We start from the raw sequence: 21,554 nt of genomic DNA, 5'->3' as shown, positions 1-21,554 counted from the left end.
GTCACAGTATGGAGTGTCGAAGTGTGCCGGACAGCGGCGTCCCTGGGGTGTCCGCGAAGACCGAGACCCGAGGAGAGCGACATGCAGCAGAACACGATCGACGAGATTCTGAACCGCCCGTTCAGCCAGGAACTCCTGGCCCGTGACCTGGCCCGGCTGGCCTACACCGCGCTCGACGGCACGCCGCGCGCGATCCCGATCGGCATCCACTGGAACGGCACGGAGATCGTCATGTGCACCTCGACGAACGCCCCGAAGCTGCCGGCGCTGCGCCGCAATCCCGCCGTCGCGCTGACGATCGACACCGAATCGCATCCGCCGAAGGTCCTGCTCCTCCGCGGCACCGTCGAACTGGACTACGTCGACGGCATCCCCGACGAGTACCTGCAGTGGAACGGCACCTACGAGATGACGCCCGAGCAGCGGGTCGAGTGGGAGGAAAGCGTGCGGTCGCTCTACGACGGCATGGTCCGCATCGTGCTGACCCCGACCTGGGTCAAGCTCATCGACTTCGAGACCACCCTGCCTTCCGCCGTCGAGGAGCTCATCCGCCGGAAGGGTGCCTGACCATGACGCTCAAGAAGCTGGAACACGTCGGTGTCGTCGTCCACGATCTCGACGCGGCCAAGGCGTTCTTCACCGCGCTCGGCCTCGAACTTGAAGGCGAAGCGTCGCTCAAGGGCGACACGGTCGACCGGCTCACCGGATTGGCAGGAGTCCGGACGGATATCGCGGTGCTGCGCCCGCCGGACGGCCATGGCGGGCTGGAACTGATCAAGTATCACGCGCCGGAGGGGCCGGAAGCCGATCCGCGCGCGCCGATGAACACGCCCGGCATCCGCCACTTCGTGTTCTCGGTGGAGGACATCGACGACGTCCTCGATCGCTTGAGGCCGCACGGCGGCACGCTCGTCGGCGAGCTGGTGCGCTATGAGGACAGTTACCGGCTCTGCTACGTCCGCGGTCCGGAGGGGATCGTCGTCGAGCTGGCGGAAGAGCTCGTACAGCGGGAGGCGTAGACGAGAAGCCGCGCCTCGACGGATTCCCGCGAAGCCTCGCGCTGACAGCATTTCCGCCATGACACTGACAGGAATCCTGGCCGCCGCGCTGATCGTCACCGGCGCGCCCGCCATCGTGACGGACGACGTCCGCGTGCACACCGGAGCGATCGACGGTGCCCGGTACCGGGTCGAGGTGCCGTCGAACTGGAACGGCAAATTGTTGCTGTACAACCACGGCATCTATCCGCCGGGCTACGTGCCCGAGGAGATCGAGCTGGCCGGGCAGGAGGAGGCGAAACCCGTTCTCCTCGGCGAGGGCTACGCGCTGGCCGCGTCGCTGTACAGCAAGCCGAACGGCTTTTCGGCCCGCGAAGCCGTGCACGACCAGACGGCGCTGCTGTCCTGGTTCGACCGCACCGTCGGCCGTCCGGACCAGGTGCTCACCTGGGGAGCTTCCGGCGGCGGGCTCAACGCGGTCCTGCTGTCCGAGCGGCTTCCGCACCGGATCGACGGCGTGCTGGCGATGTGCGGTCCCGTCGCGGGCGGTTCCGCGTTGTTCGATCAGGCGCTCGACCTGGGGTTCGCGGTCCGGACGCTGCTGGCGCCGGAACTGGAGGTCGCCCGCATCGCCGACCCGGGGGCGAACCTCGCGAAAGCCCGTCAGGTGGTCGCGAAGGCGCTGGAATCACCCGATGGACGGGCGCGGCTCGCCCTCGCCAACGCGTTCGCCGACGTCCCGGGCTGGTCGACGGCGCATCGTCCCCGGTCCACCGACGTCGCCGCGCAGATCCGTCAGCAGACGGAGTTCGTTCTGGCCGTCTACGACCAGCTGTCCTGGGGCGCGCACCGGGCTGATCTGGAGGTGCGGGCGGGCGGGAACCCGGTCGGGAACACCGGAGTGGATTACCGCGACGTGCTCGCCCGATCCAGTGAACGCGACCTCGTGAACCAGGCCTACCGGGAGGCCGGCCTCGACCTCGGCGCCGACTTGGCCGAACTCGCCGAAGCGCCCCGAGTCAAGGCCGACAACGCCGCCGCCCGATGGCTCACCCGCGTCGGGACGCCGACAGGACACGGCCGTGTGCCTGTCGTGACGCTGCACCCGATCGGCGACGGTGTCGCCCCGGAACACGAGCGGACCTACGGCGACCGTGTCGATTCCGGCCGGATCCGGCAGCTGTTCGTGAACCGGGGCGGCCACTGCCAGCACACCGCCGCGGAGGAACTGACGGCGTTGCGCGTGCTGCGGGAGCGCGTCGAGACCAGCCGCTGGCCGTCGACGTCACCCGAGCGGTTGAACGCCGAGGCGAACCGGTTCGGTCCGGAATTCCGTTTCCTCTACGACTGGTTGCATGGTGAAGGTGGCACCGCCGCACCCGCTTTCCGGCGATACCACCCGGCGCCGCTTCCTCGCTAGGGCCGATCGCGGAACCGGTCCGTCGCCTCCAGCAACGCGGCCAGGATGCCGGGCTCGTCGTACGCGTGCCCGGCATCCGGCACGATCACCAGCTCCGATTCCGGCCATGCCTTGTGCAGGTCCCACGCGGACACGGCGGGCGTGACGAGGTCGTACCGCCCCTGCACGATCACGCCGGGGATGCCCTTCAGCGCGGCGGCGTTTCGGATCAGCTGCCCCTCTTCGAGCCACCCGTTGTGCACGAAATAGTGGTTCTCGATGCGCGCGAACGCCAGCGCGTACTCCGGCACGGCGAAATCCGCCACCAGTTCGGGCCGGGGGAGCAGAGTCCCCGTCGCGGCCTCCCAGGTACTCCACGCGACGGCGGCGGGCCCGTGCACCGCGGGGTCGGGGTCGGCGAGCAGCTTCGCGTACAGCTCGACGGGATCGCCGTCGAGTCCGGCGATCGGCGCCGTGAACTTCTCCCACAGGTCCGGGAAGACGTTCGCCGCGCCACCCCGGTAGTACCAGTCCACTTCGGACGAACGCAGCGTGAAGACCCCGCGCAGCACCAGCTCCGTCACCCGTTCCGGGTGCTTCTCGGCGTACGCCAGCGCCAGCGTCGACCCCCAGGACCCGCCGAACACCTGCCACCGCGAGATGCCCAGCGACTCCCGCAGGCGTTCCATGTCGTCGACGAGATGCCAGGTCGTGTTCGACGAAAGATCGCCCGACGCCGAAGCGTGCGGCAGCGATCGCCCGCACCCGCGCTGGTCGAACAGGACGATCCGATAGGCGGACGGGTCGAACAGCCGGCGGTGGGACGGCGAGCAGCCGCCGCCGGGGCCGCCGTGCAGGAACACCACGGGCTTGCCGTCGGGGTTCCCGCATTCCTCCCAGTACACGAGGTTGCCGTCACCGGTGTCCAGGTGACCTGACGTGTGGGGCTCGATCTCCGGGTACATGTGCCTATCCTCGGGCACGCGGCGGGGTTCCCGGAGACGAGGTTTCATTCCCCGTGGTAGCGCAGGCCGGTGCGCTTCAGGACGACCCAGCGTTCACCGGGACGGTCCGCCACGACCGGATACCACCGCGGAGCGACCGCGGCGGTCAGCTCGCCACCTCGTTCGATGAGGGAGCTCACCGCGGGTTCACCCACCACGATGAGCGCGGACCAGTCGACATGCGCCAGCAGGTTGTCTTCGGTGACCCCGAAGCGGTCATCCAGAACGGTGACGAGGTCGTGCCCGGTGTCCGGCCCGGAGCGGACTTCGCCGACGTCGGGCACCTCTTCGACGACGGAATCGGGTTCGTCGTAGTCCTCGTCCTCCTCTTCCTCGTCTTCGCGTTCTTCGGACCAGACGTGGTGGTCGAGCCTTGAGATGGCGTTGCTCAGGTCGAAGGCCTGCTCGTCGGTCATGACCAGCGTCACGGTATGCCCGTCGGTCAACGTGAACGTCAGTTCGGCCTCCGGGTGGCCGCTGGTGCCCGGTTGCGCTTCGACCATGCCGGCCACGGTCCCGGCCAGCACCGTGGGCGCCGGGCTCGTGCCCCAGTCCAGCGACGGCAGGTTCGCGGCCATCTCCAGCACGCAGGTCGCGGCGGTCCAGAAAGCGTCCTTGTCGCGGAAATCCTTGCGGCTGCTGGTCAGGGTCCGTCCGCCGCCCAGCGGCTCGGTGCGGGCGTCGATCTGGCCGCGCCCGGTCGCGTTCTCCCAGATCGCGGTGACCGTGACCCGGTTGGCCAGGCGTTTGCGGTAGTTCTCGATATGGCCTTCCCTGGCGAGTTCCCAGCCGTTCACCGTCTCGGGCCAAGCGTCGTGCACTGCGGATTTCCTTTCCTGACGGGAAGACCCCCGGCCTCGGACGTGAGAGGTCCGGTGATCGTTCCCGGCTCGCTTGACAACCGCTGCGCCACCCGGTCTACTGGAGATATCGAACAAGCGTTCGAAGTGCCGCCTTCCCCGTGGCACGCCGGTTCCGTCCACAAAGGACGGTCTAGGTGTCGTGGGGAGGCGAGGTCCGGTGACAGCGGAGGTGGTCGAGGCGCGGGCCTTGCCGTTGGCGAGGCTGGCGGCTTTGCCAGGAGTGAGCACGGCCAGTGGCGTGGCTTCCGCGGCCGAACACGCGAGGACTACGGGAAGGGTGCTCCCGGTGTCCCCGGCGTTGTCCGGTCTGCTGCCCGCCGCGGGGCTCCGGCGCGGGAGCACCGTTTCGGTGCTGGGGTCCACGTCACTGATGCTCACCCTGCTGGCCGCCGCGACCGCCGGCGGTGCGTGGGCGGTCGCGGTCGGCCTGCCCGCGCTCGGGGTGGTCGCCGCCGCGGAACTCGGGGTCGAGGTGGGCAGGCTGGCGCTGGTCCCCCGTCCCGGTGCCGAGTTCCCGGCGGTGACCGCGGCGCTGCTCGACGGTTTCGACCTCGTGGTCGTCGGTCCGGGGCTCGCCCGGCCCGACGTGGCGAGAAGGCTGTCCGCCCGCGCGCGCAACCGTGGTTCGGTGCTGCTTTCGCTGGGCTCCTGGCCCGGTGCGGAGGTCGAGCTGAGCTGCCGTCGCTCGAGCTGGACGGGTTTCGACGGCGGGGGCGCGGGCTACCTGCGCACCCGTGAGGTGGAGGTACGGGCGGGCGGCCGGGGTGCGGCCGCCCGGCCGATGTCGGCCTTGCTGCGGTTCACCGGCGAGGGCGAAGTCGAGCGTGCCGACTTCCCCGCGACCAGGTGGGGGACGGCATGAACCCGCCTGTGCGCATGCTGGTGCTGTGGTGCCCGGACTGGCCCGCGGTCGCCGCCGCGGCCGTCGCGGGCGAACCCGTCGGCCGCCCCGCCGCGGTCTTCTCGGCGAACCGTGTGGTCGCCTGCACCGCGGTGGCCAGGGGATACGGCGTCCGTCGCGGGATGCGGCGGCGCGAAGCACAGTCCTGCTGCCCGGATCTGGCGGTCTTCGGCGAGGACGACGGTCGTGACGCCCGGCTCTTCGAATCCGTCGCACGGGCGGTGGAGGAGCTGGCCGTCGGTGTCGAGGTGGTCCGCCCGGGGATCGTCGCCGTCCCGGTCGACGGCGCGGCCGGTTACTTCGGCGGTGAGCACGGCCTGCTCGAAAGACTGGTGGACGAGGTGTCCGTGGCGGCGGGAGTGGAGAGCCAGGTCGGCGTCGCCGACGGCCTGTTCGCCGCGACGCTCGCCGCCCGCCGTTCGACGCTGGTCGAACCCGGTGGCACGGCGGAATTCCTGGCCCCGTTGCCCATCCGTGAGCTCGATCAGCCCGAGGCGGGCCGCGCCGAGCTGGTCACCCTGCTCAAACAGCTCGGCCTGCACACGCTGGGCGCCTTCGCGGCGCTCGACGAAAGCGACGTCTCCGCGCGCTTCGGAGCGGAGGGTGTGTTCGCGCACCGGCTGGCGCGAGGGCGGTCCGAACGGCCGCCGGCGCGCCGGCGGCCCCCACCGGAACTTTCCCTTGCGAAGGCGTTCGACCCGCCGATCGACCGGGTCGACGCGGCCGCGTTCGTGGCGAAAGGACTCGGCGAACGCTTCCACGCCGGGCTCGCCGCGCACGGGCTGGCCTGCACCCGGCTCGGCATCTACGCCACCACCGAGACCGGCGAACAGCTCGGCCGGGTGTGGCGCTGCGCCGAACCGCTGACCCCGCTCGGTGTCGCGGACAGGGTGCGCTGGCAGTTCGAAGGCTGGCTGAAAGCCAAGGAGCGCCCCAACTCCGGTGTCGTGCGGTTGCGGCTGGAGCCGGAGGAGACGGTCGAAGGGCGGTCGCTGCAGCTCGGGTTGTGGCAGGCGGGCGCGACGGGCGTGCTGCGTCCATCCACAGAGGACGAGGACCTGTCCGGTGAACGGGCAGGCCGCGCGCTGGTACGGGTGCAGGGGCTGCTCGGCCCGGAGAGCGTCTTCACCGCGGTGCTCGACGGCGGCCGCGACCCCGCCGAGCGGGTCCGGCTGGTGCCGTGGGGCGACAGGCGGGAGAAATCGGCGCAGGCGGACGCGAACTGGGCGGGACGGCTCCCGTCGCCCTCCCCGGCGACGGTGTTCGCCCGTCCGGTGCCCGCTCAGGTGCTGGACGAGAACGGGCGCGTCGTGGAGATCACCGCGCGGCGCCGGGTCACCGCCGCTCCGTTCCTCGTGAGTTTCGAGGGTGGTGAGCCGCGCGAGGTGATCGCCTGGGCGGGGCCGTGGTTCGTCGGTGTCCGGGCCGGGGCGGGGCACGCCCGGTCGGGGACCCGGATGCGGTTGCAGGTGCTGCTGGCCGACGGGCAGGACGACGAAGAGGCGGTGCTGCTGCGCTTCGAGCACCACAAGAATCCGATGTGGACACTGGAAGGGAAGTACGACTGACCATGGACGAGGAGTACACGCGGCTGGTGCGACGCTGGCTGGAGGAGCCTGCCATCCCGGTACAGCGTGCCGAATTGGACACGGCTTGGGCGGCGTGCGTCCCGCGCGCGGAAGTGTTCGTCCCCGCGCCGAGAAGCTCGACCGAGAACCGGTGACCGATGGGCTGGAACAACCCTCGCGGCCATGGAAGGACCTCGCCCGCGAGCTCGCGGGCGAGGTGCCGCCCGGCGACGGCGGGGACAGCCCCGCCTGGAGCGCCAAGCGGCAGGGTTACCAGCCGCCCGCGGATCTGACCGGGCTGATCGGTGACGACGACGGCGCCACCGCGCGCCGGGTGCCGTACGCCGAACTGCACTGCCATTCGAACTTCAGCTTCCTCGACGGGGCGAGTCATCCCGAGGAGCTGGTGGAGGAGGCGGCGCGGCTGGGCCTGGACGCGATCGCGCTCACCGATCACGACGGCATGTACGGCGTGGTGCGCTTCGCCGAAGCGGCCAGGGAGCTGGGCGTGCACACCGTCTTCGGCACGGAGCTCAGTTTCGGCCTTTCGGGGCCGCAGAACGGGTTCACCGATCCCGAGGGGGAGCATCTGCTCCTGCTGGCCAAGCAACAGGAGGGATATCTGAGCCTGAACCGGGCGATCACCGCCGGGCAGTTGTACGGCTTCGACAGACAGTCGTTGTCCCCCAAGGAAAGGGCGGAGAAGGGCAGGCCGGTCTACGACCTGCGCGCGGTCGCCGAAGAGGTGCGCGGGAAATGCGTGGTACTCACCGGTTGCCGCAAGGGCGCGGTGCGCAAAGCGCTCGTCACCGACGGTCCCGCCGCGGCCGTCGTGAGGCTGAAGGAGCTCATCGACTGCTTCGGCCGGGAGAACGTCTACGTCGAGCTCATCGACCACAGCCTTCCCCTGGACAGCACGCACAACGACCTGCTGAGCGAGATGGCCGACGAGTTCGGCCTGCCGACGGTCGCGACCACGGCAGCGCACTACGCCCGGCCGGAGCGGGCGCCGCTCGCCGACGCGCTCAGCGCCATCCGCGCCCGGCGAGGCCTGGAGGACATGGAGGGCTGGCTGCCCGCCGCGGGGACGGCGTTCCTGCGGTCGGGGGAGGAGATGGCCGAGATCTTCGCGCGGTACCCGGGCGCGGTGCAGCGGGCGGCGCTGCTCGGCCGGGAGTGCGCGTTCGAACTCCATCACCTCAAGCCGGAACTGCCGCCGTTCGATGTCCCGAAGGGGCACGCCACCGAAGCGTCCTACTTGCGGTACCTCACCAAGAAAGGCGCGGAGGAGCACGAGAAGAACAAGGACGAGGAGTACCGCGAAAAAGCCCGCAAGCTGATCGACCACGAACTGGACATCATCGAAGAACTGGGCTTTCCCGGCTACTTCCTGATCGTCTGGGACATCGTGAACTTCTGCCGGACCAACAACATCCTCTGCCAGGGCCGGGGATCGGCGGCGAACTCGGCGGTCTGCTACGCGCTCGGCATCACCAAGGTCGACGCCGTGCGTTACGGCCTGCTCTTCGAACGGTTCCTCGCCCCGGATCGCGACGGCTACCCGGACATCGACCTCGACATCGAATCCGACCGCCGTGAGGAGGCGATCCAGTACGTCTACGAGAAATACGGGCGGCTGAACACCGCGCAGGTGGCGAACGTGATCACCTACCGGGCGCGGTCCGCGGTCCGGGACGCGGCGCGGGCGCTGGGGTACACGCCCGGCCAGCAGGACGCGTGGAGCAAGCAGATCGACCGCTGGGGCGCGTTGCGGGCCACGGAAAAGGACCATGATCACGACATTCCGGAAGAGGTCGTGGAACTCGCCTGCGCGCTCGAAGACTTCCCTCGGCATCTGGGCATCCATTCCGGCGGGATGGTGATCTGCCGTCAGCCGGTGAGCGAGGTCGTCCCGATCGAATGGGCCCGCATGGAGAACCGCAGTGTCGTGCAGTGGGAGAAGGACGACTGCGCCGCCGCCGGGCTGGTCAAATTCGATCTGCTCGGGCTCGGGATGTTGTCGGCGCTGCACTACATGATCGATCTGGTCCGTGATCACAAGGGGGAAGAGGTCGACATCTCCGAATTGGATCTCAAGGATCAGAACATCTACGAAATGCTCTGCCGGGCCGACGCGATCGGCGTCTTCCAGGTGGAGAGCCGGGCGCAGCTGGCCACGCTGCCCCGCTTGCGCCCCAAGAAGTTCTACGATCTGGCGGTCGAGGTCGCGCTCATCCGCCCCGGTCCGATCCAGGGCGGTTCGGTGCATCCCTACATCCGGCGCAAGAACGGCCAGGAGAAATGGGATTTCGACCATCCGAAACTGGCCAACGCGCTGGGAAAGACCCTCGGTGTCCCGCTGTTCCAGGAACAGATGATGCAGATCGCCCTCGACATCGCCGATTTCACGCCGGCGGAGGCGGATCAGTTGCGGCACGCCATGGGGGCGAAACGGTCCGAACAGAAGATGGAGCGGCTCAAACGCCGTTTCCTCGAAGGCGCCGCGAAGAACGACGTGGAAGGCGAGCTTGCCGAGAAGATCTTCGGCAAGCTCAAGGCGTTCGCGAATTTCGGCTTCCCGGAGAGTCACGCGCTGAGTTTCGCCCTGCTGGTGTTCGCGAGCGCGTACTTCAAGTACTACCACCCGGACGCTTTTCTGGCGGGGTTGCTGCGCGCGCAGCCGATGGGGTTCTACTCGCCGCAGTCGCTGGTGGCCGACGCGCGGCGCCACGGGGTGCGGGTGCTCGGCCCGGACATCAACGCGAGTCTTCCGCACGCGACGCTGGAACCCTTGCCGGAAGGGGAAGAACTGCTCGCCGTGCGGGGTGGGCTGTCCACCGTGCGGATGATCGGCGAGAACCTGGCGAAGACGATCGTCGAGGAGCGGGAGCGCGGCGGCCCGTTCGCGGATCTGTCCGAGGTCGCCCGGCGGGTACGGCTGACCAAACCTCAGGTCGAAGCGCTTGCCGCGGCCGGTGCCTTCGGTTGTTTCGGCGAGAGCAGGCGAAGCGCGCTCTGGGCGGCGGGCGCGGTCGCCGACGAAAGCCTGGAGAAACTGCCAGGGCTCATCACCGGGGCCAAGGCGCCGATGCTGCCGGGGATGGACGAAATCGACATCGCGGCCGCGGACGTCTGGGCCACCGGGGTGTCGCCGGACAGCTTCCCGACCCAGTTCATCCGGGAGCACCTCGACGAACTCGGCGTCGTCACGGCGGCGGGCCTGCGCGAGATCCCGCACGGCGCACACGTGCTGACCGGTGGCGCGGTGACCCATCGCCAGCGGCCGGCGACCGCGGGCGGCGTCACGTTCATGAACCTCGAAGACGAGACGGGGATGATCAACGTGATCTGCACGATGGGGGTGTGGCAGCGCTACCACCGGGTCGCCCGCGGCAGCCCCGCGCTGCTGGTCCGAGGTGTGGTCGAGCGCACCGGCGAGGTGGTGAACGTCCTCGCCGAACAGATCCGGCACCTGCCGTTGCGGATCACCGCCAAGTCCCGTGACTTCCGCTGAACCCTCTTGACGATCATCGGGAGACCGTGCTGAAGTGTTTCCAGCGTCGCAGTGCACCCGGCAAAGAGACCGTCGCGGGCATGGAGGCGCCGGACCATGGGAAATCATGGAAACCCCTTCTCGGACGGACGGCCGGTTGACGGCGTTCGGAAATCAACTCGTTCAGGTTCACAACTGGCTGCGTAAAGAGCTGGCCGCGCTGCACGACGACCTCGGGTCGGTCGCGGCGGGGCGCGCCGAGCGGCTGCGCGACCTCCGCGCGCATTGCCTTACCTTCTGCTCGGCGCTGACCAGACATCACACCGGTGAGGACGGCGGAGCTTTCCTTGTGCTGGCGGAGAAATTCCCCGCACTGCGGCCGTCGCTCGAAGAGCTCGCGCACGACCACGAGGTCATGACCGGGATCATCGAACGGCTCGAAGAGCTGGTCGCCGGGGTCGGCCCCGGGTCGAGTGAGGCCGAGATCCTGCATGTCCAACGGGAGCTGGACGGCCTCACGGCGATCATGGAGACGCATTTCCGCTACGAAGAGAAGCGGATCGTCGAGGTGCTCAACTCGCTGGACATGCCGGAGTGGCAGGAGTCGAAGCCGCCTTTCCTGCTGAAATCGCATTAGGACACGAGCTGTCCTATACGGGCTCTAGCGTTCTTCTCATCGCACACGACGACTGAGGAGAACCCTGATGAGCAACCCGATCCCCGATGGCTACCACTCGGTCACCCCGTGGATCATCTCGCGAGACACCGCGGGCGTGATCGACTTCCTGAAGCGCGTATTCGACGCCGAGCCCATCGGAGACCCGGTGTACGTCGAGGGCGGGAAGATCGGGCACGCGGAGGTCCGGATCGGCGATTCGGTCGTCATGCTGTTCGATTCGCGGGACCACTGGGTCGACACTCCGGCGTACCTGCGGCTCTACGTCGAAGACAGCATCGAGACGCAGCGCCGGGCGATCGAGGCGGGCGCCAAAGAGGTCACGAAGCAGACCGAACTCTTCTTCGGCGACCGTGTCGGCCGGGTGCTCGACCCGTTCGGCAACCTCTGGTGGATCCAGACCAGGGTGGTCGACCTCGACTACCCGGAGATGGAGCGCCGGATGAACGATCCGAAGTTCATCGAGGCCATGAACTATGTGGCGAGCTCGGAGATCATCCCGAGCCGCTGATTTCGGTAGGGTGGTGATCGCGACGCGGAGGTGAGCCGGTGGAGCACCACCCACTCCGGGGCAACCCCGGGGAGTACGAAGACAGCGAGACAAGGCGCCCCGCGCGAGAGCGGCATGCTTCGCTTGCGGGTCCGCGCGGATGACAGGAGAAAGAGTCACCTCCGCGTCGCTCCTCGAACCCCAGCCGGTCTGGCGATTCCAGGTGGCCCGTTGGGCGACCTTCGACGACTGCGCCGCCGCCCTCGACCTGACGCCCGGCGAGCTCTCGTGGTTCGCCGACGCGAAGGACTGGAACAGACGTGCCGCCGATCCGGTCCGGCACTACACCTATCGCTGGATTCCGACCGCTTCTGGCGGAGTGCGGCTCATCGAGCGGCCGAAGCCACGGATCGCCGAACTGCAACGCCGGATCGTGCGGCACGTCGTCGACGCGCTGCCGGTGCACGAGGCGGCGCACGGATTCCGGCGCGGCCGGTCGCCGATGTCGTGCGCGGCACCGCACGTGGGTCGGGAAACCGTGGTCAGGATGGACCTCGAAGGGTTCTTCCCGGCGGTGTCCGCGCGCCGGATTTCGGCGCTGCTCGCCCTCGCGGGGTATCCACCCGCAGTGGCGGAAGCGCTGGCGGGCGTGCTCACCACGGCCGTTCCTCCGGACGTCCTCGCCACCGTGCCAGGGGGACGGCGAACTCCGGCGCGCGTGCGGCTGCTAAGCAACCTGGCGGCCACGCATCTTCCGCAGGGCGCGCCGTCCTCGCCCGCGGTCGCGAACGCGGTCACGCACCATCTCGACCGGCGGCTCGACGGCCTCGCCCGTGCGCTGGGCGCGGTCTACACGCGGTACGCCGACGATCTGGCGTTCTCCGGGGATTCCCTGCCGCTGCATCGGTTGCTGCCAGGGGTCCGGCGGATCGTGACCGACGAAGGCTTCCGGCTCCGGGACGACAAGACGTCGATCGCCGCCGCGCACCAGCGGCAACGGGTCGCGGGACTGGTGGTCAACAGCGCGCCCGCCGCGACACGTGCCGACTACGACGCCCTGCGCGCGCTGCTCCACAACTGCGTCCGGACCGGCCCGGAGGAGCAGAACCGGGCCGGTCATCCGGACTTCCGCGCCCATCTGCTCGGCCGGATCGGCTGGATCGCCGCGTCGTCCGAGCGCCGGGCGGCGAAGCTGCGCGACTTGTTCGGCGGGATCACCTGGACGTGAGCGGGTATGCGATCCTGGACGGGTGATCGAGACTGCGGAGGACTACCGAGAAGCCGTTCTTTCCGAGCAGTGGTGGGAAAAACGCAGTTTCGTCGGTTGTGATTTCACCGAAGCCGACCTGCGCGGGCTGCGCACCCAGGGCTGCACCTTCGACCAGTGCGACTTCACCAAGGTCGACTTCGAAGGCTCGCGGCACGAGGCGTCCGCGTTCCGCTCGTGCACCTTCGACCGCAGTGTGCTGGCGAGTACGCGGTGGAGTTCCTGCTCGATGCTCGGATCGTCCTTTGTGGACTGCCGGTTCCATAAGATCGCCTTCACCGAATGTGATCTCTCCCTGGTCTCGCTCGGCAAGGCGCGTTTGTCCAAAGTGGACCTGGGTGGCCTGCGGCTGCGTGAGGCGAACCTGCTCGACGCGGACCTGACCGGTGCCGACCTGCGCGGTGCGGACCTGACCGGCGCCCGGCTGGCGGGCGCGAAGCTCGAAGGCGCGGACCTGCGCGGCGCGCGGCTCGACGCCAACGGCCTGGTGCAGGCGAACCTCTCCGGTGTGCACGTGGACACCGAGACCGCGATCGCCTACGCCGCCGCGCACGGCCTCGTCATCCACTGACCCCACACGCTATGAAAGGTCCTTTCCTCGCAAAATTTGCGAGGAAAGGACCTTTCATAGCGCTTGCGGGTGCTAGTCGATCGGCGGTTCGCCCGGGTCCAGCTCGATGAGGTCACCCTCGGCGAGCAGTTCCTCGATGGACGCGGGGAGCAGGTACGCGGACCCGCCACCGGGCTGGTTGAACCACGGGATCGCGACACCGGCGAGGGCTTCGAGCGGACGCTGCACGCGATAGACATGGTACGGCCGGTTCACCCACTCCGGCACGAGCGAGCGCTCCTCGAACGGCGTCCCTGCCGCGTAGGTCAGGTTGCCGTTCGGGCCGCCGAAGCGGTCCAGCTCGCTGCCGGCGGGCAGCTCACGCAGCTCCTTGCCGCGGAACAGCGTCAGCGGCGGCTCACCGTTGAGCGGCGAGATCGGCCAGTTCTGCTTGGCGTCGGGTGCCCCGGCGCTCGCCGCCGCGGCCGGACGGGCCGGTTCCTCGCGCCGCACCGGCGGCGGCGTCACAGGCGGCGTCACCGGCGGCTCGCGCCGCGGCGGCGCGGGTGGCGGGCTCGCCAGCACCGGGTTCGGCCGCGCCGGGGGAGCGGGCGGGACCGGCGCGGGGGCGGGCTCGTCGTCCACATCGTCCCCGAGCAGCTCTTCGGCCGTCGTGAACGCGGTCTGTTCCTGTGCCGGGATCGATTCCCGCGGCGGCACCGGATGCGAACCGGTGGCGATCTCAGGGGACAGTGTCGCCATCACGGGCGGCGACGGCGCCTCCTCGACGGGTTCCTCCTCGGCGGCGGGCTGTTCCGCGGGAGGCGGAGCGCCGTTCGGGTTCAGCAGGACCTTGCCGAGCATGAACGCGGCCGCGTCCTCGGCGTCGCCGAACACCGCCGGATTGGTCAGCTTCCCGTCGTACCAGCCGACCCGCCAGCCGCCGCCGTCGACCTGCTCGACGCTCCAGCCGTGCTCGGTGGGCGAGCCGATGCGATAGACGTCGCCGGGCACGTCGAGTTCGTCGAACTTCGCCTGCAGCTCGTTCAGCACCGGCTCGGGGTGCTCGACGCGTCGCTGCGGCGTTTCCTCACGTCGGGGCGCGAGCTCCGGCTGGGGCACGGGGGCGGTAGCAAAGGTCCCCCGCTCCTGCGGCGGGGCGTCGACCTGCGTGACCTCGGTGTCCGACGGCGGGGGCGCCACGTTCGGCTCCGCGTCGTGCGTGAGGAGAGGCAGCGCGGGACCCGCGTCGGCCTGCTCGACCGGCGTGTACCCGGTCGTCGTCTCCTCTTCGGGGGGCGCGTACGGCTGGTCTTCGTCCTGCCGGGCGTACGCGTCCTGCTCTTCCTCGACCGGCGGCTGCTCGTAGGCGTCGACCTGCGGGTCCCGCGCATACGTGGTGGCCTCCGGGTCGGCCCGAGGTTCCGGCTCGGGTGCGCCGCCCTGCCGCTCCTCGTCGGTGAAGACGTCCTGCTCGGACTCGTGGAACCGCGCCTCGTCGTGCGCGTACTGGTCTTCGTAACCGGCTTCGTACTGCTGCTCGGCGGCGGCTTCGTGGAAGTCCTGCGCCTGGTAGTCCTGGGTGTCGTAGTCGTCTTCGTACCGCTGGGCCTGCTCGGCCTGGTCCGGGACGCCTGTCCCGGCGGAGGGGACGGCCGCCGCCGCGGCGACCGGAGCGGCGGCCGCGGCGGCCACCGCCGCCTGGTCCGCGCCCTGCTGATGCGGCGGCGGGACGGGCGGCTGGGCGGCCGCCTGGTTCGGGCCGGGACCACCGGGTCCGGCCTGACCGGGCGCTGCCTGCTGCTGGGGCGGCACCGGGCCGCTCTGCGGAGGCCCCTGCGGAGGCGGACCCGCGGGCGAGCCGTTGTTGGGCCCACCAGGTCCACCCGGTCCGCCGGGGCCACCCGGGCCGTTGGGACGCTGCTGCGGAGGCTGGCTCCCCCTGGTGAGGTACCCCGCCGCGGCCTGCAGCGTCTGGCCGTCGACCTCGGGAAGCGTGAAGTCGTTCTGCCGGACGTGCTCGATCAGATCGAGCTCCGGCGAGACGCCGTACTGGCGCAGGTAGAAGTTCACGGCGGCGGGCCAGATCCACTGCCCATCGCTGTGGAAGGCGACCGGGACGGTGGCCTCGGGGGTCTGCGCGAGCCGGTCGATGTCGTAGCCGCGTTCGGTGACCACCAGCGGCGCGTGGTCGAGATACTCGAGCAGCCTGTCCTGCTCCTCGATCTCCAGGTCGGGCCGGTTGATCACCGGACGCCCGGCCGGGCCGATGGTGTCGAAGATGCGGGCGATACGGAAATGCGGCCCTGGCTGCTCGGGGCCGAGGCCGGACATGCGCCGGATCAGCCATTCGGGCACGTTCTCCTCGGAGCGGGGGAACATGCGCAGTTCGTCGGAGAGCGCCTGCGGAGGCGGCGCGAGGCGCCACTGGGGCTCGTCGCGGTTGTACTCGAGGTTGTAGCTGGACGGGTGGTCGAGCTGGTAACGGGCGTTGAACCAGGTGCCGCGGCCGTCGCGGTACATCCCGGCACGGAGCCTGCCGAACAGCGTCGCGATGTCGTGCGTCGCGACCCATTCGTGCGAGGTGCCGTCCTCGGTGATGATCTCGCCGGTCATCTCGTGGTACCTGCCGACGGCTCGGTACTCGGCGGTCACCTTCCGCCAATCACGCGGAGCGGCCCGCAGCAGGGCGAGGCCGATCTGTTTGACCAGGGTGTCCTGCTCGGTCGCGTTCAACTGAGTCGTCGGTTGTGCCACGGTCACATTTTGACCGTATCCGCGCTCGTGTGCACCCCGCATGTGGGTTTTGCCGCTATTGACTGTCCGGAAGACGCCCTGACCTGGTGCCGGGTCACTCACCCGGGATACTGACCGAGTGAACCGAATCGCCCGCGAGACCCTGAAGGACGAGGACTGATGGCGGTGGCCGGACAACGGCGTGACCGTGGGGCACTGCTCCATCACCTGCCGTTCCTCCTGGTGATGCTGGTGGTGGCGGTCGCCGCCCTCCGGATCGGCCAGTACCACTGGCGGCAGGGGGCCGCGCTGATCGGCGGCGCGTTGCTGCTCGCCGGCCTCCTCCGGGCGGTACTGCCCGAGGCGAAGGCCGGGTTGCTGGCGATCCGGGGCAAACCGGTCGACGTCCTGACCTACGGCGCGCTTTCGGTCCTGATCCTGTTCATCGCCTTCACGATCACCGGCGGCCCCCTGTCCTGAAGTACATGAAGGCCCCCTTCCTGTACCTAGGCGCAAGGAAGGGGGCCTTCATGTACTTGGCTCAGGAAGCCATGGCGGGGGCGAGCCGGGCTTCACGGCGGTCCATACCGCCGGACACCACGGCCAGCGAGAGCCCCAGGACGGCCAGTGACGCGCCGACCCAGTTGGGCGCGACCAGGCCGAGTCCGCCCGCGATCACCAGACCGCCCAGGTAGGCGCCGATGGAGTTCGCGATGTTGAACGCCGACTGCACGGCGGCCGAGACCAGCGACGGCGTCCCGCCCGCCTTCTCCATGATCCTGGCCTGCATCATCGGGCCGATCATGAAGCCGGCTAGACCGACGAAGAAGATCGTCACCGCCGCGCCGACCTTGCCGTTCGCGGTGAAGGTGAAGATCGCCAGTACCGAAGCGAGCCCGATCAGCGAGACGTAGAGGCTCGGCATCAGCGCCTTGTCGGCGAGCCTGCCGCCGAGGTAGTTGCCGATCGTCATGCCGACCCCGGCCAGGGAGAGCAGCAGCGTGACGTGGGACGGCGAGTAGCCGGTGACGTCTGTCAGCATCGGCGCGATGTAGGACAGGCAGGCGAACACGCCGCCGAGGCCGAAGGTGACGATCGCGAGCGCGAGCCACACCTGCGGGCGACGGAAGGCGCCGAGTTCGCCGCGCAGCGACGGCTCGACCGGTTTGCCCTGGTGGGGGACCAGTTTCGCGATCGCGGCCATGGCGAGCAGACCGATCACGGCGACGACACCGAAGGTCGCGCGCCAGCCGACCTTCTGACCGAGCAGCGTTCCCAGCGGCACGCCGACGACGTTGGCCAGGGTCAGGCCCATGAACATCATCGAGACGGCCTTCGCGCGCTCGCCCGGCTTGGCCAGGCTGGACGCGACGACCGCGCCGGCGCCGAAGAACGCGCCGTGCGGCAGACCGGCGAGGAAGCGGAAGGCAACGCCGAACTCCTGGTTCGGCGAAAGTGCGAAGAGGGCGTTGCCCAGGGTGAACAGGCCCATCATCGCCAGCAGCATCGTCTTGCGCGGCAGGCGGACGGCGGCGGCGGTGAGCAGCGGGGCGCCGACCACGACGCCAAGGGCGTAGCCGGAGATGAGGTAACCGGCGGACGGGATCGACACGCCGAAGTCCGCGGCGGCTTCGGGCAGCACGCCCATCATGACGAATTCGGTGGTCCCGATGCCGAAGGCACCGATGGCGAGCGCGAGCAGCGCGACGGGCACGGCTCTCCTTCCGGGGGTCGTACTTGGGTAAACGATTACTCGCCCCAGCGTCGCGGGTGGGAGCTGAATCGATTTAGGTCTCAGGCACAAAAGAAGACAGCGCGTGCGGCCTCGCTGTCCTGTGTCCAGTTCAACCGATCGAGGGGGCCTTTGTCATCCCGGTTTCGGGTGAGGCTGACCACCCTCAGCGCCGGGCGGCGAGCACGCCCTGGAGCAGGCCGGGGAAGAGTTCGTCGAGATCCTTGCGGCGCAACGAGTTGTAGCGGGCGGTGCCCTGCTGGCGGCCCATGATGATCCCCGCTTCGCGCAGCGTGCGCAGGTGATGGGTGAGTGTGGACTTGGTCACGGCGACGTCGAATCCGCTGCAGGAGATCTCGGTGCCCGACTCGGCCAGTTGGCGGACCATGTCGAGCCGCACCGGGTCCGCGAGCGCGGCTAGGACCGCCTCGATCCGGATGTCGTCCTGATCGGGATAGACGTACTGCTGCGTCGCGGCCATTCGTCCATAGTACGACGCCCCTCGAACTTCCAGCGAGTTCGTAGTACGGTCTCCATCGAACTACGACAACCATCGAACAACGACCCCATGTCGCCTTTAGCGGGCTAAACGCGATCCGGCGCCGACCTGCGTTTCGCGGGCTAAACGCGATCTGTGGGGTCTGGAGCTGGGGAGTCATGACCTTCGCACCACCCAGGACCGCGGTGCTGGCGCTCGGCACGTTCGCGGTCGGCACCAGCGGCTATGTCGTCGCCGGGCTGCTGCCCGCGCTGACCGGCGAGCTCGCGGTCTCCGAGACGGCCGCCGCCCAGCTGGTCACCGCCTTCGCCATCGCGTACGCGGTCGGCTCACCGCTGTTCGCCGCGGTCACCGGCCGCTGGGAGCGGCGCACGCTCCTGGTCGCGGCCCTCGTCGTCACCGCCATCGGCAACGCCCTCGCCGCCCTCGCGCCCGGCTACGTGACCCTGCTCCTCGCCAGGGTCGTCACCGCGATCGGCGCGGCGGTCTTCACTCCGGCCGCGAGCGCCGTCGCCGCCGAGCTCACCTCGCCGGAACGCAGGGGCCGCGCGGTCGCGCTAGTCTTCGGCGGGCTCACCGTCGCGACGATCCTGGGTGTCCCGCTCGGCAGCGTCCTTTCGCAGAGCGTCGGCTACCAGGCCGTCTTCGCACTCGTCGCGACCTTCTCGCTTCTCGGCGCCTTCGCGGTCCGGCTGGTCCTACCCGCCGTCCCAGCGCCGCCTCCGGTCCGGCTGGCCGAACGGTTCACCGTCGCCAAGGATCCGCGCGTACTCGCCATGCTCGGCGCGACCGTGCTCGGCTGCCTCGCCGCGTTCTCCGTCTACACCTTCATCTCGCCGGTCCTGTCGGCCACGGCGGGCGTCCACGGCACGACGGTCAGCCTGCTGCTGTTCGTCTACGGCGCGGGCGGCGCGCTCGGCAACGTCCTCGGCGGCCGCGCGACCGACCGGTGGGGCGCCAGGGGACCGCTGCTGGTCGTGTTCGGTGGGATCACCGTGGTGCTCGCGCTGCTGCCACTGGTGGCGACCACTGTGGCGGGCGCGGCCGTCGTCCTCTTCCTCTGGGGCCTGGCCACCTGGTCGATCAACCCGCCGATCCAGCACCGGCTGATCGAGCTGTCCCCGCGGAACGCCGGGCTCGTCCTCTCGCTCAACGCCTCCGCGATCTATCTCGGCGTCGGCCTCTCCGGCCTGGTCGGAGGAGCGGTGCTGAGCGGCGGCGGGCCGCTCCTGCTGCCCGAGATCGCGGCGGTGCTGACCGCGCTCGGCGCGGCCGTGGTCGTGGCCGGCTGGCGGAGCCGCGTGCCGCGGCCCGCCTTGGCCGAGTGACGACTACTCGGCGCGAGTCTGGACTTCGCAGTCGGGGCCGGGGAACACCAGCCCTTCGTGTCCGTCCGCGAACCGGACGAGATACGGCGGGGCACCGTGCTCGCCGCGTACCTCGAGGATCTCACCGTGCTGCTCGGCCGAGCCGACCGTGCGCCCGTGCACGTGGATCTCGTCTCCGACGGTCGCCTGCATGAGAAATCACCTCCGACGCCTACAAGGTTAGGAGCGTCGGGGTGATTCTCGCTACAGTGTCCTCATGATCCTCGAAATCCTTGGAGGCGCGACGCCTCACGTCCGGTGAGCCCGTCGATCCGGGTCCGCACGCCTTCGGAACTGCGCGCGGCCAGAAGAAGGAAAGCCCACTCCTGTTGGGGACATCTCGTCGCCGCGCCGCTGTGGCCACTGCACGGAGCGAACCTCGGCACCCTTTTGCGAACCTGTGACGCGGTGGGGGCCTGCCTCGCCGTGCCGCGGTTTCCGTGGGTGCCCGAGGCGCTGCGCAGGGGGAACACGTTGCGCCGTCCGGCCTGTGTGCACTGGGTGCACGATCCGCCGGGCTGGCTGACGCGGGAAAGGGCCGCGGGTACGGCGATCGTCGGTGTCGAACTCGCCGACGAGGCCGTGCGTCTCGCCGATCTCGCGCCCGCGCGGGGGCGGACGATCGCCGTGCTCGGCCATGAGCAGCAGGGCATTCCGCCGGACGCGCTCGGCCTTCTCGACACCGTCGTCGAAATCCCCATGGTGGGTACCGGCGCGAGCCTCAACGTCGCCGTCGCCGGCAGTCTCGTCCTGTACAAATTGGCGGGACTGCTGTGACCGTCGCCGATAGGCTGCCCGGATGACCGACGTACTCGACAAAGTCGCCGGGAAAAGCGGCGAACTGGTGCTCCGCCGGGCCGGGGCCGATTTCGAGGTCATCGCCAACGGCGTCTTCCTGATGGACACCCGGAACGGTGAATCCGAACGGTTGCTCGTGTCGGTGGCGGCGGACCTGGTGCCGGGCAAGGCGCGCATGCTGATCGGCGGCCTCGGTGTCGGCTATTCGCTGCGCGCCGCGCTGGATCATCCCGGTGTCGGCGAGGTCGTGGTCGTCGAGCGCGAGCCCGCCGTGATCGGCTGGAACCGTGAGGGCCCGCTCAGGGAAGTCCACGGCGACGCCCTGTCCGACGACCGGGTCACCGTCGTCGAGGCCGATCTGGTGAAGTGGTTGCGCCGGACGGAAGAACGGTTCGACGCGCTGTGCCTCGACATCGACAACGGTCCTGAGTGGACGGTCACCGACGGGAACGCGAAGCTGTACCGGAACGAAGGCCTCGACATGCTCGCCGCGCGGCTGCGGCCCGGCGGGGTGCTCGGGGTGTGGAGCGCCGAGTCGGTGCCGTCGTTCGCGAAGCGGCTCCGGACGCGGTTCGGTGAGGTGCGCGAGCTGAAGATCCCAGTGCCGCAGGGAGAACCGGACGTGCTGTGGTTCGCGCGGGTGTAGCGGACGCCGTGCGGGTCAACGCCCGCTGGTGCGACACGGTGTGCCGGACGGGCACCTTCACTGCCCGCGTCTGGAAGTCGGCCCGCCGGACACCACCGATGTATCCGGACGCGATGACCCTGACCCCGGACGCGACGGCGGCGGAGTTGCTGGACGGAATCGACACCTCGCCGGGCTGCGCGGTGAAGGACAGCTTCGCCTGCCTTGATCTCGCGCCGCTGGGTTTCGAGGTGCTTTTCGAGGCCACCTGGATCACCTGTACGGCGGAGCCACCGCTCGAACCGGGCTGGTCCCGGGTAGCCGACCCCTTCGACGACCCGTCCGTCGCCGTGTGGGCGAGCGGTGCCGCCGGAGTGACGGCCAACCAGGACGGCGACTTCGCCGGACTGTCCAATTTGTACACTCAGGGCGACCTGGACGACGCCTGGCGCGGCGCGACCTCGGCCGTCGCGGCCAGCTTCCCCGGTTTGCCGATCACCGGCTACGAACGCGGCGAGGATCTCGACGCCGCCCTCCGCAACGGCTACACGGCGCTGGGTCCGCTGCGGGTCTGGCTGAAATGATCGC

The 21,554-nt window shown here is 69.6% G+C and carries 21 protein-coding genes and 1 pseudogene; 16 read left to right on the top strand and 6 right to left on the bottom strand.

Features of this window, described 5'->3' with window-relative positions; genetic code table 11:
* Positions 1-81 precede the first annotated feature (81 nt).
* The 3 genes from ACFVM3_RS30695 to ACFVM3_RS30685 are packed head-to-tail and all read left to right on the top strand — an operon-like array spanning position 82 to position 2,418.
* On the top strand, positions 82-567 hold the full coding sequence (locus tag ACFVM3_RS30695; RefSeq protein ID WP_378443424.1) for a pyridoxamine 5'-phosphate oxidase family protein: 486 nt from the start codon (positions 82-84) through the stop codon (positions 565-567).
* A 2-nt stretch (positions 568-569) separates the two neighbouring features.
* A complete protein-coding gene (locus ACFVM3_RS30690) occupies positions 570-1,019 on the top strand; it encodes a VOC family protein (protein ID WP_378443423.1) in 450 nt (149 codons plus the stop codon).
* Between the two features lie 58 nt (positions 1,020-1,077).
* Positions 1,078-2,418, top strand: a complete 1,341-nt coding sequence (locus tag ACFVM3_RS30685) for a hypothetical protein (protein ID WP_378443422.1) — start codon at positions 1,078-1,080, stop codon at positions 2,416-2,418.
* Here the strand turns inward: ACFVM3_RS30685 and pip are convergent.
* Positions 2,415-3,362, bottom strand: coding sequence for a prolyl aminopeptidase (gene pip / locus ACFVM3_RS30680; RefSeq protein WP_378443421.1), 948 nt, complete (start codon positions 3,360-3,362; stop codon positions 2,415-2,417). The genes ACFVM3_RS30685 and pip overlap by 4 nt on opposite strands.
* Before the next feature lie 44 nt (positions 3,363-3,406).
* On the bottom strand, positions 3,407-4,222 hold the full coding sequence (locus tag ACFVM3_RS30675; protein WP_378443420.1) for a hypothetical protein: 816 nt from the start codon (positions 4,220-4,222) through the stop codon (positions 3,407-3,409).
* Positions 4,223-4,451: 229 nt separating this feature from the next.
* On the opposite strand from ACFVM3_RS30675, the gene ACFVM3_RS30670 reads away from it, so the two are divergent.
* The 8 genes and pseudogenes from ACFVM3_RS30670 to ACFVM3_RS30635 all read left to right on the top strand — a co-directional run bounded on the left by ACFVM3_RS30670 (position 4,452) and on the right by ACFVM3_RS30635 (position 13,230).
* Complete coding sequence (locus tag ACFVM3_RS30670) at positions 4,452-5,126, top strand: hypothetical protein (protein WP_378443434.1); 675 nt, start codon at positions 4,452-4,454, stop codon at positions 5,124-5,126.
* Positions 5,123-6,733, top strand: a complete 1,611-nt coding sequence (locus ACFVM3_RS30665; protein ID WP_378443419.1) for a DNA polymerase Y family protein — start codon at positions 5,123-5,125, stop codon at positions 6,731-6,733. Before ACFVM3_RS30670 ends, ACFVM3_RS30665 begins: the two co-directional genes overlap by 4 nt.
* Positions 6,734-6,735: 2 nt before the next feature.
* A complete protein-coding gene (locus ACFVM3_RS30660; protein ID WP_167373507.1) occupies positions 6,736-6,888 on the top strand; it encodes a hypothetical protein in 153 nt (50 codons plus the stop codon).
* A gap of 3 nt (positions 6,889-6,891) precedes the next feature.
* Positions 6,892-10,247, top strand: a pseudogene (locus ACFVM3_RS30655) (error-prone DNA polymerase).
* 106 nt (positions 10,248-10,353) lie between these two features.
* Entirely contained in the window at positions 10,354-10,863 is a 510-nt protein-coding gene (locus tag ACFVM3_RS30650; protein ID WP_378443418.1) for a hemerythrin domain-containing protein, read from the top strand.
* 67 nt (positions 10,864-10,930) lie between these two features.
* A complete protein-coding gene (locus ACFVM3_RS30645) occupies positions 10,931-11,413 on the top strand; it encodes a VOC family protein (protein ID WP_378443417.1) in 483 nt (160 codons plus the stop codon).
* Between the two features lie 139 nt (positions 11,414-11,552).
* On the top strand, positions 11,553-12,620 hold the full coding sequence (locus tag ACFVM3_RS30640) for a reverse transcriptase family protein (protein WP_378443416.1): 1,068 nt from the start codon (positions 11,553-11,555) through the stop codon (positions 12,618-12,620).
* Between the two features lie 22 nt (positions 12,621-12,642).
* Positions 12,643-13,230, top strand: coding sequence for a pentapeptide repeat-containing protein (locus ACFVM3_RS30635; protein WP_378443415.1), 588 nt, complete (start codon positions 12,643-12,645; stop codon positions 13,228-13,230).
* A gap of 72 nt (positions 13,231-13,302) precedes the next feature.
* On the opposite strand, the gene ACFVM3_RS30630 is transcribed toward ACFVM3_RS30635, so the two are convergent.
* Complete coding sequence (locus ACFVM3_RS30630) at positions 13,303-16,008, bottom strand: glycohydrolase toxin TNT-related protein (RefSeq protein WP_378443414.1); 2,706 nt, start codon at positions 16,006-16,008, stop codon at positions 13,303-13,305.
* Between the two features lie 117 nt (positions 16,009-16,125).
* On the opposite strand from ACFVM3_RS30630, the gene ACFVM3_RS30625 reads away from it, so the two are divergent.
* On the top strand, positions 16,126-16,425 hold the full coding sequence (locus ACFVM3_RS30625; RefSeq protein ID WP_034304513.1) for a DUF3017 domain-containing protein: 300 nt from the start codon (positions 16,126-16,128) through the stop codon (positions 16,423-16,425).
* A gap of 61 nt (positions 16,426-16,486) precedes the next feature.
* Here ACFVM3_RS30625 and ACFVM3_RS30620 read toward each other — a convergent pair whose 3' ends face one another.
* Positions 16,487-17,659: an MFS transporter gene (locus tag ACFVM3_RS30620; RefSeq protein ID WP_378443413.1), complete on the bottom strand. Its 1,173-nt coding sequence runs from the start codon at positions 17,657-17,659 to the stop codon at positions 16,487-16,489.
* Positions 17,660-17,843: 184 nt separating this feature from the next.
* A complete protein-coding gene (locus tag ACFVM3_RS30615) occupies positions 17,844-18,158 on the bottom strand; it encodes an ArsR/SmtB family transcription factor (RefSeq protein ID WP_378443412.1) in 315 nt (104 codons plus the stop codon).
* A 176-nt stretch (positions 18,159-18,334) separates the two neighbouring features.
* Here ACFVM3_RS30615 and ACFVM3_RS30610 point away from each other — a divergent pair, with 176 nt between their 5' ends.
* Positions 18,335-19,504, top strand: coding sequence for an MFS transporter (locus ACFVM3_RS30610; protein WP_378443411.1), 1,170 nt, complete (start codon positions 18,335-18,337; stop codon positions 19,502-19,504).
* A gap of 3 nt (positions 19,505-19,507) precedes the next feature.
* On the opposite strand, the gene ACFVM3_RS30605 is transcribed toward ACFVM3_RS30610, so the two are convergent.
* The gene (locus tag ACFVM3_RS30605) at positions 19,508-19,696 is read right to left on the bottom strand and encodes a DUF1918 domain-containing protein (RefSeq protein WP_125680051.1); all 189 of its coding nucleotides are present in this window, start codon (positions 19,694-19,696) and stop codon (positions 19,508-19,510) included.
* A 141-nt stretch (positions 19,697-19,837) separates the two neighbouring features.
* Here ACFVM3_RS30605 and ACFVM3_RS30600 point away from each other — a divergent pair, with 141 nt between their 5' ends.
* The 3 genes from ACFVM3_RS30600 to ACFVM3_RS30590 are packed head-to-tail and all read left to right on the top strand — an operon-like array spanning position 19,838 to position 21,550.
* Positions 19,838-20,320 carry a TrmH family RNA methyltransferase gene (locus ACFVM3_RS30600; RefSeq protein ID WP_378443433.1) on the top strand — a complete coding sequence of 161 codons (483 nt, stop codon included), beginning with the start codon at positions 19,838-19,840 and terminating at the stop codon, positions 20,318-20,320.
* 22 nt (positions 20,321-20,342) lie between these two features.
* Positions 20,343-20,987 (top strand): spermidine synthase, encoded by a 645-nt coding sequence (locus tag ACFVM3_RS30595; RefSeq protein ID WP_378443410.1) that lies wholly within the window; start codon positions 20,343-20,345, stop codon positions 20,985-20,987.
* Positions 20,988-20,995: 8 nt separating this feature from the next.
* Positions 20,996-21,550, top strand: coding sequence for a hypothetical protein (locus ACFVM3_RS30590; RefSeq protein WP_378443409.1), 555 nt, complete (start codon positions 20,996-20,998; stop codon positions 21,548-21,550).
* The last annotated feature ends 4 nt before the right edge of the window (positions 21,551-21,554 follow it).

Source organism: Amycolatopsis sp. NPDC057786, from assembly GCF_042797905.1.
Taxonomy (GTDB): Bacteria; Actinomycetota; Actinomycetes; order Mycobacteriales; family Pseudonocardiaceae; genus Amycolatopsis.
This window is presented reverse-complemented; position numbering and strand designations above follow the sequence as displayed.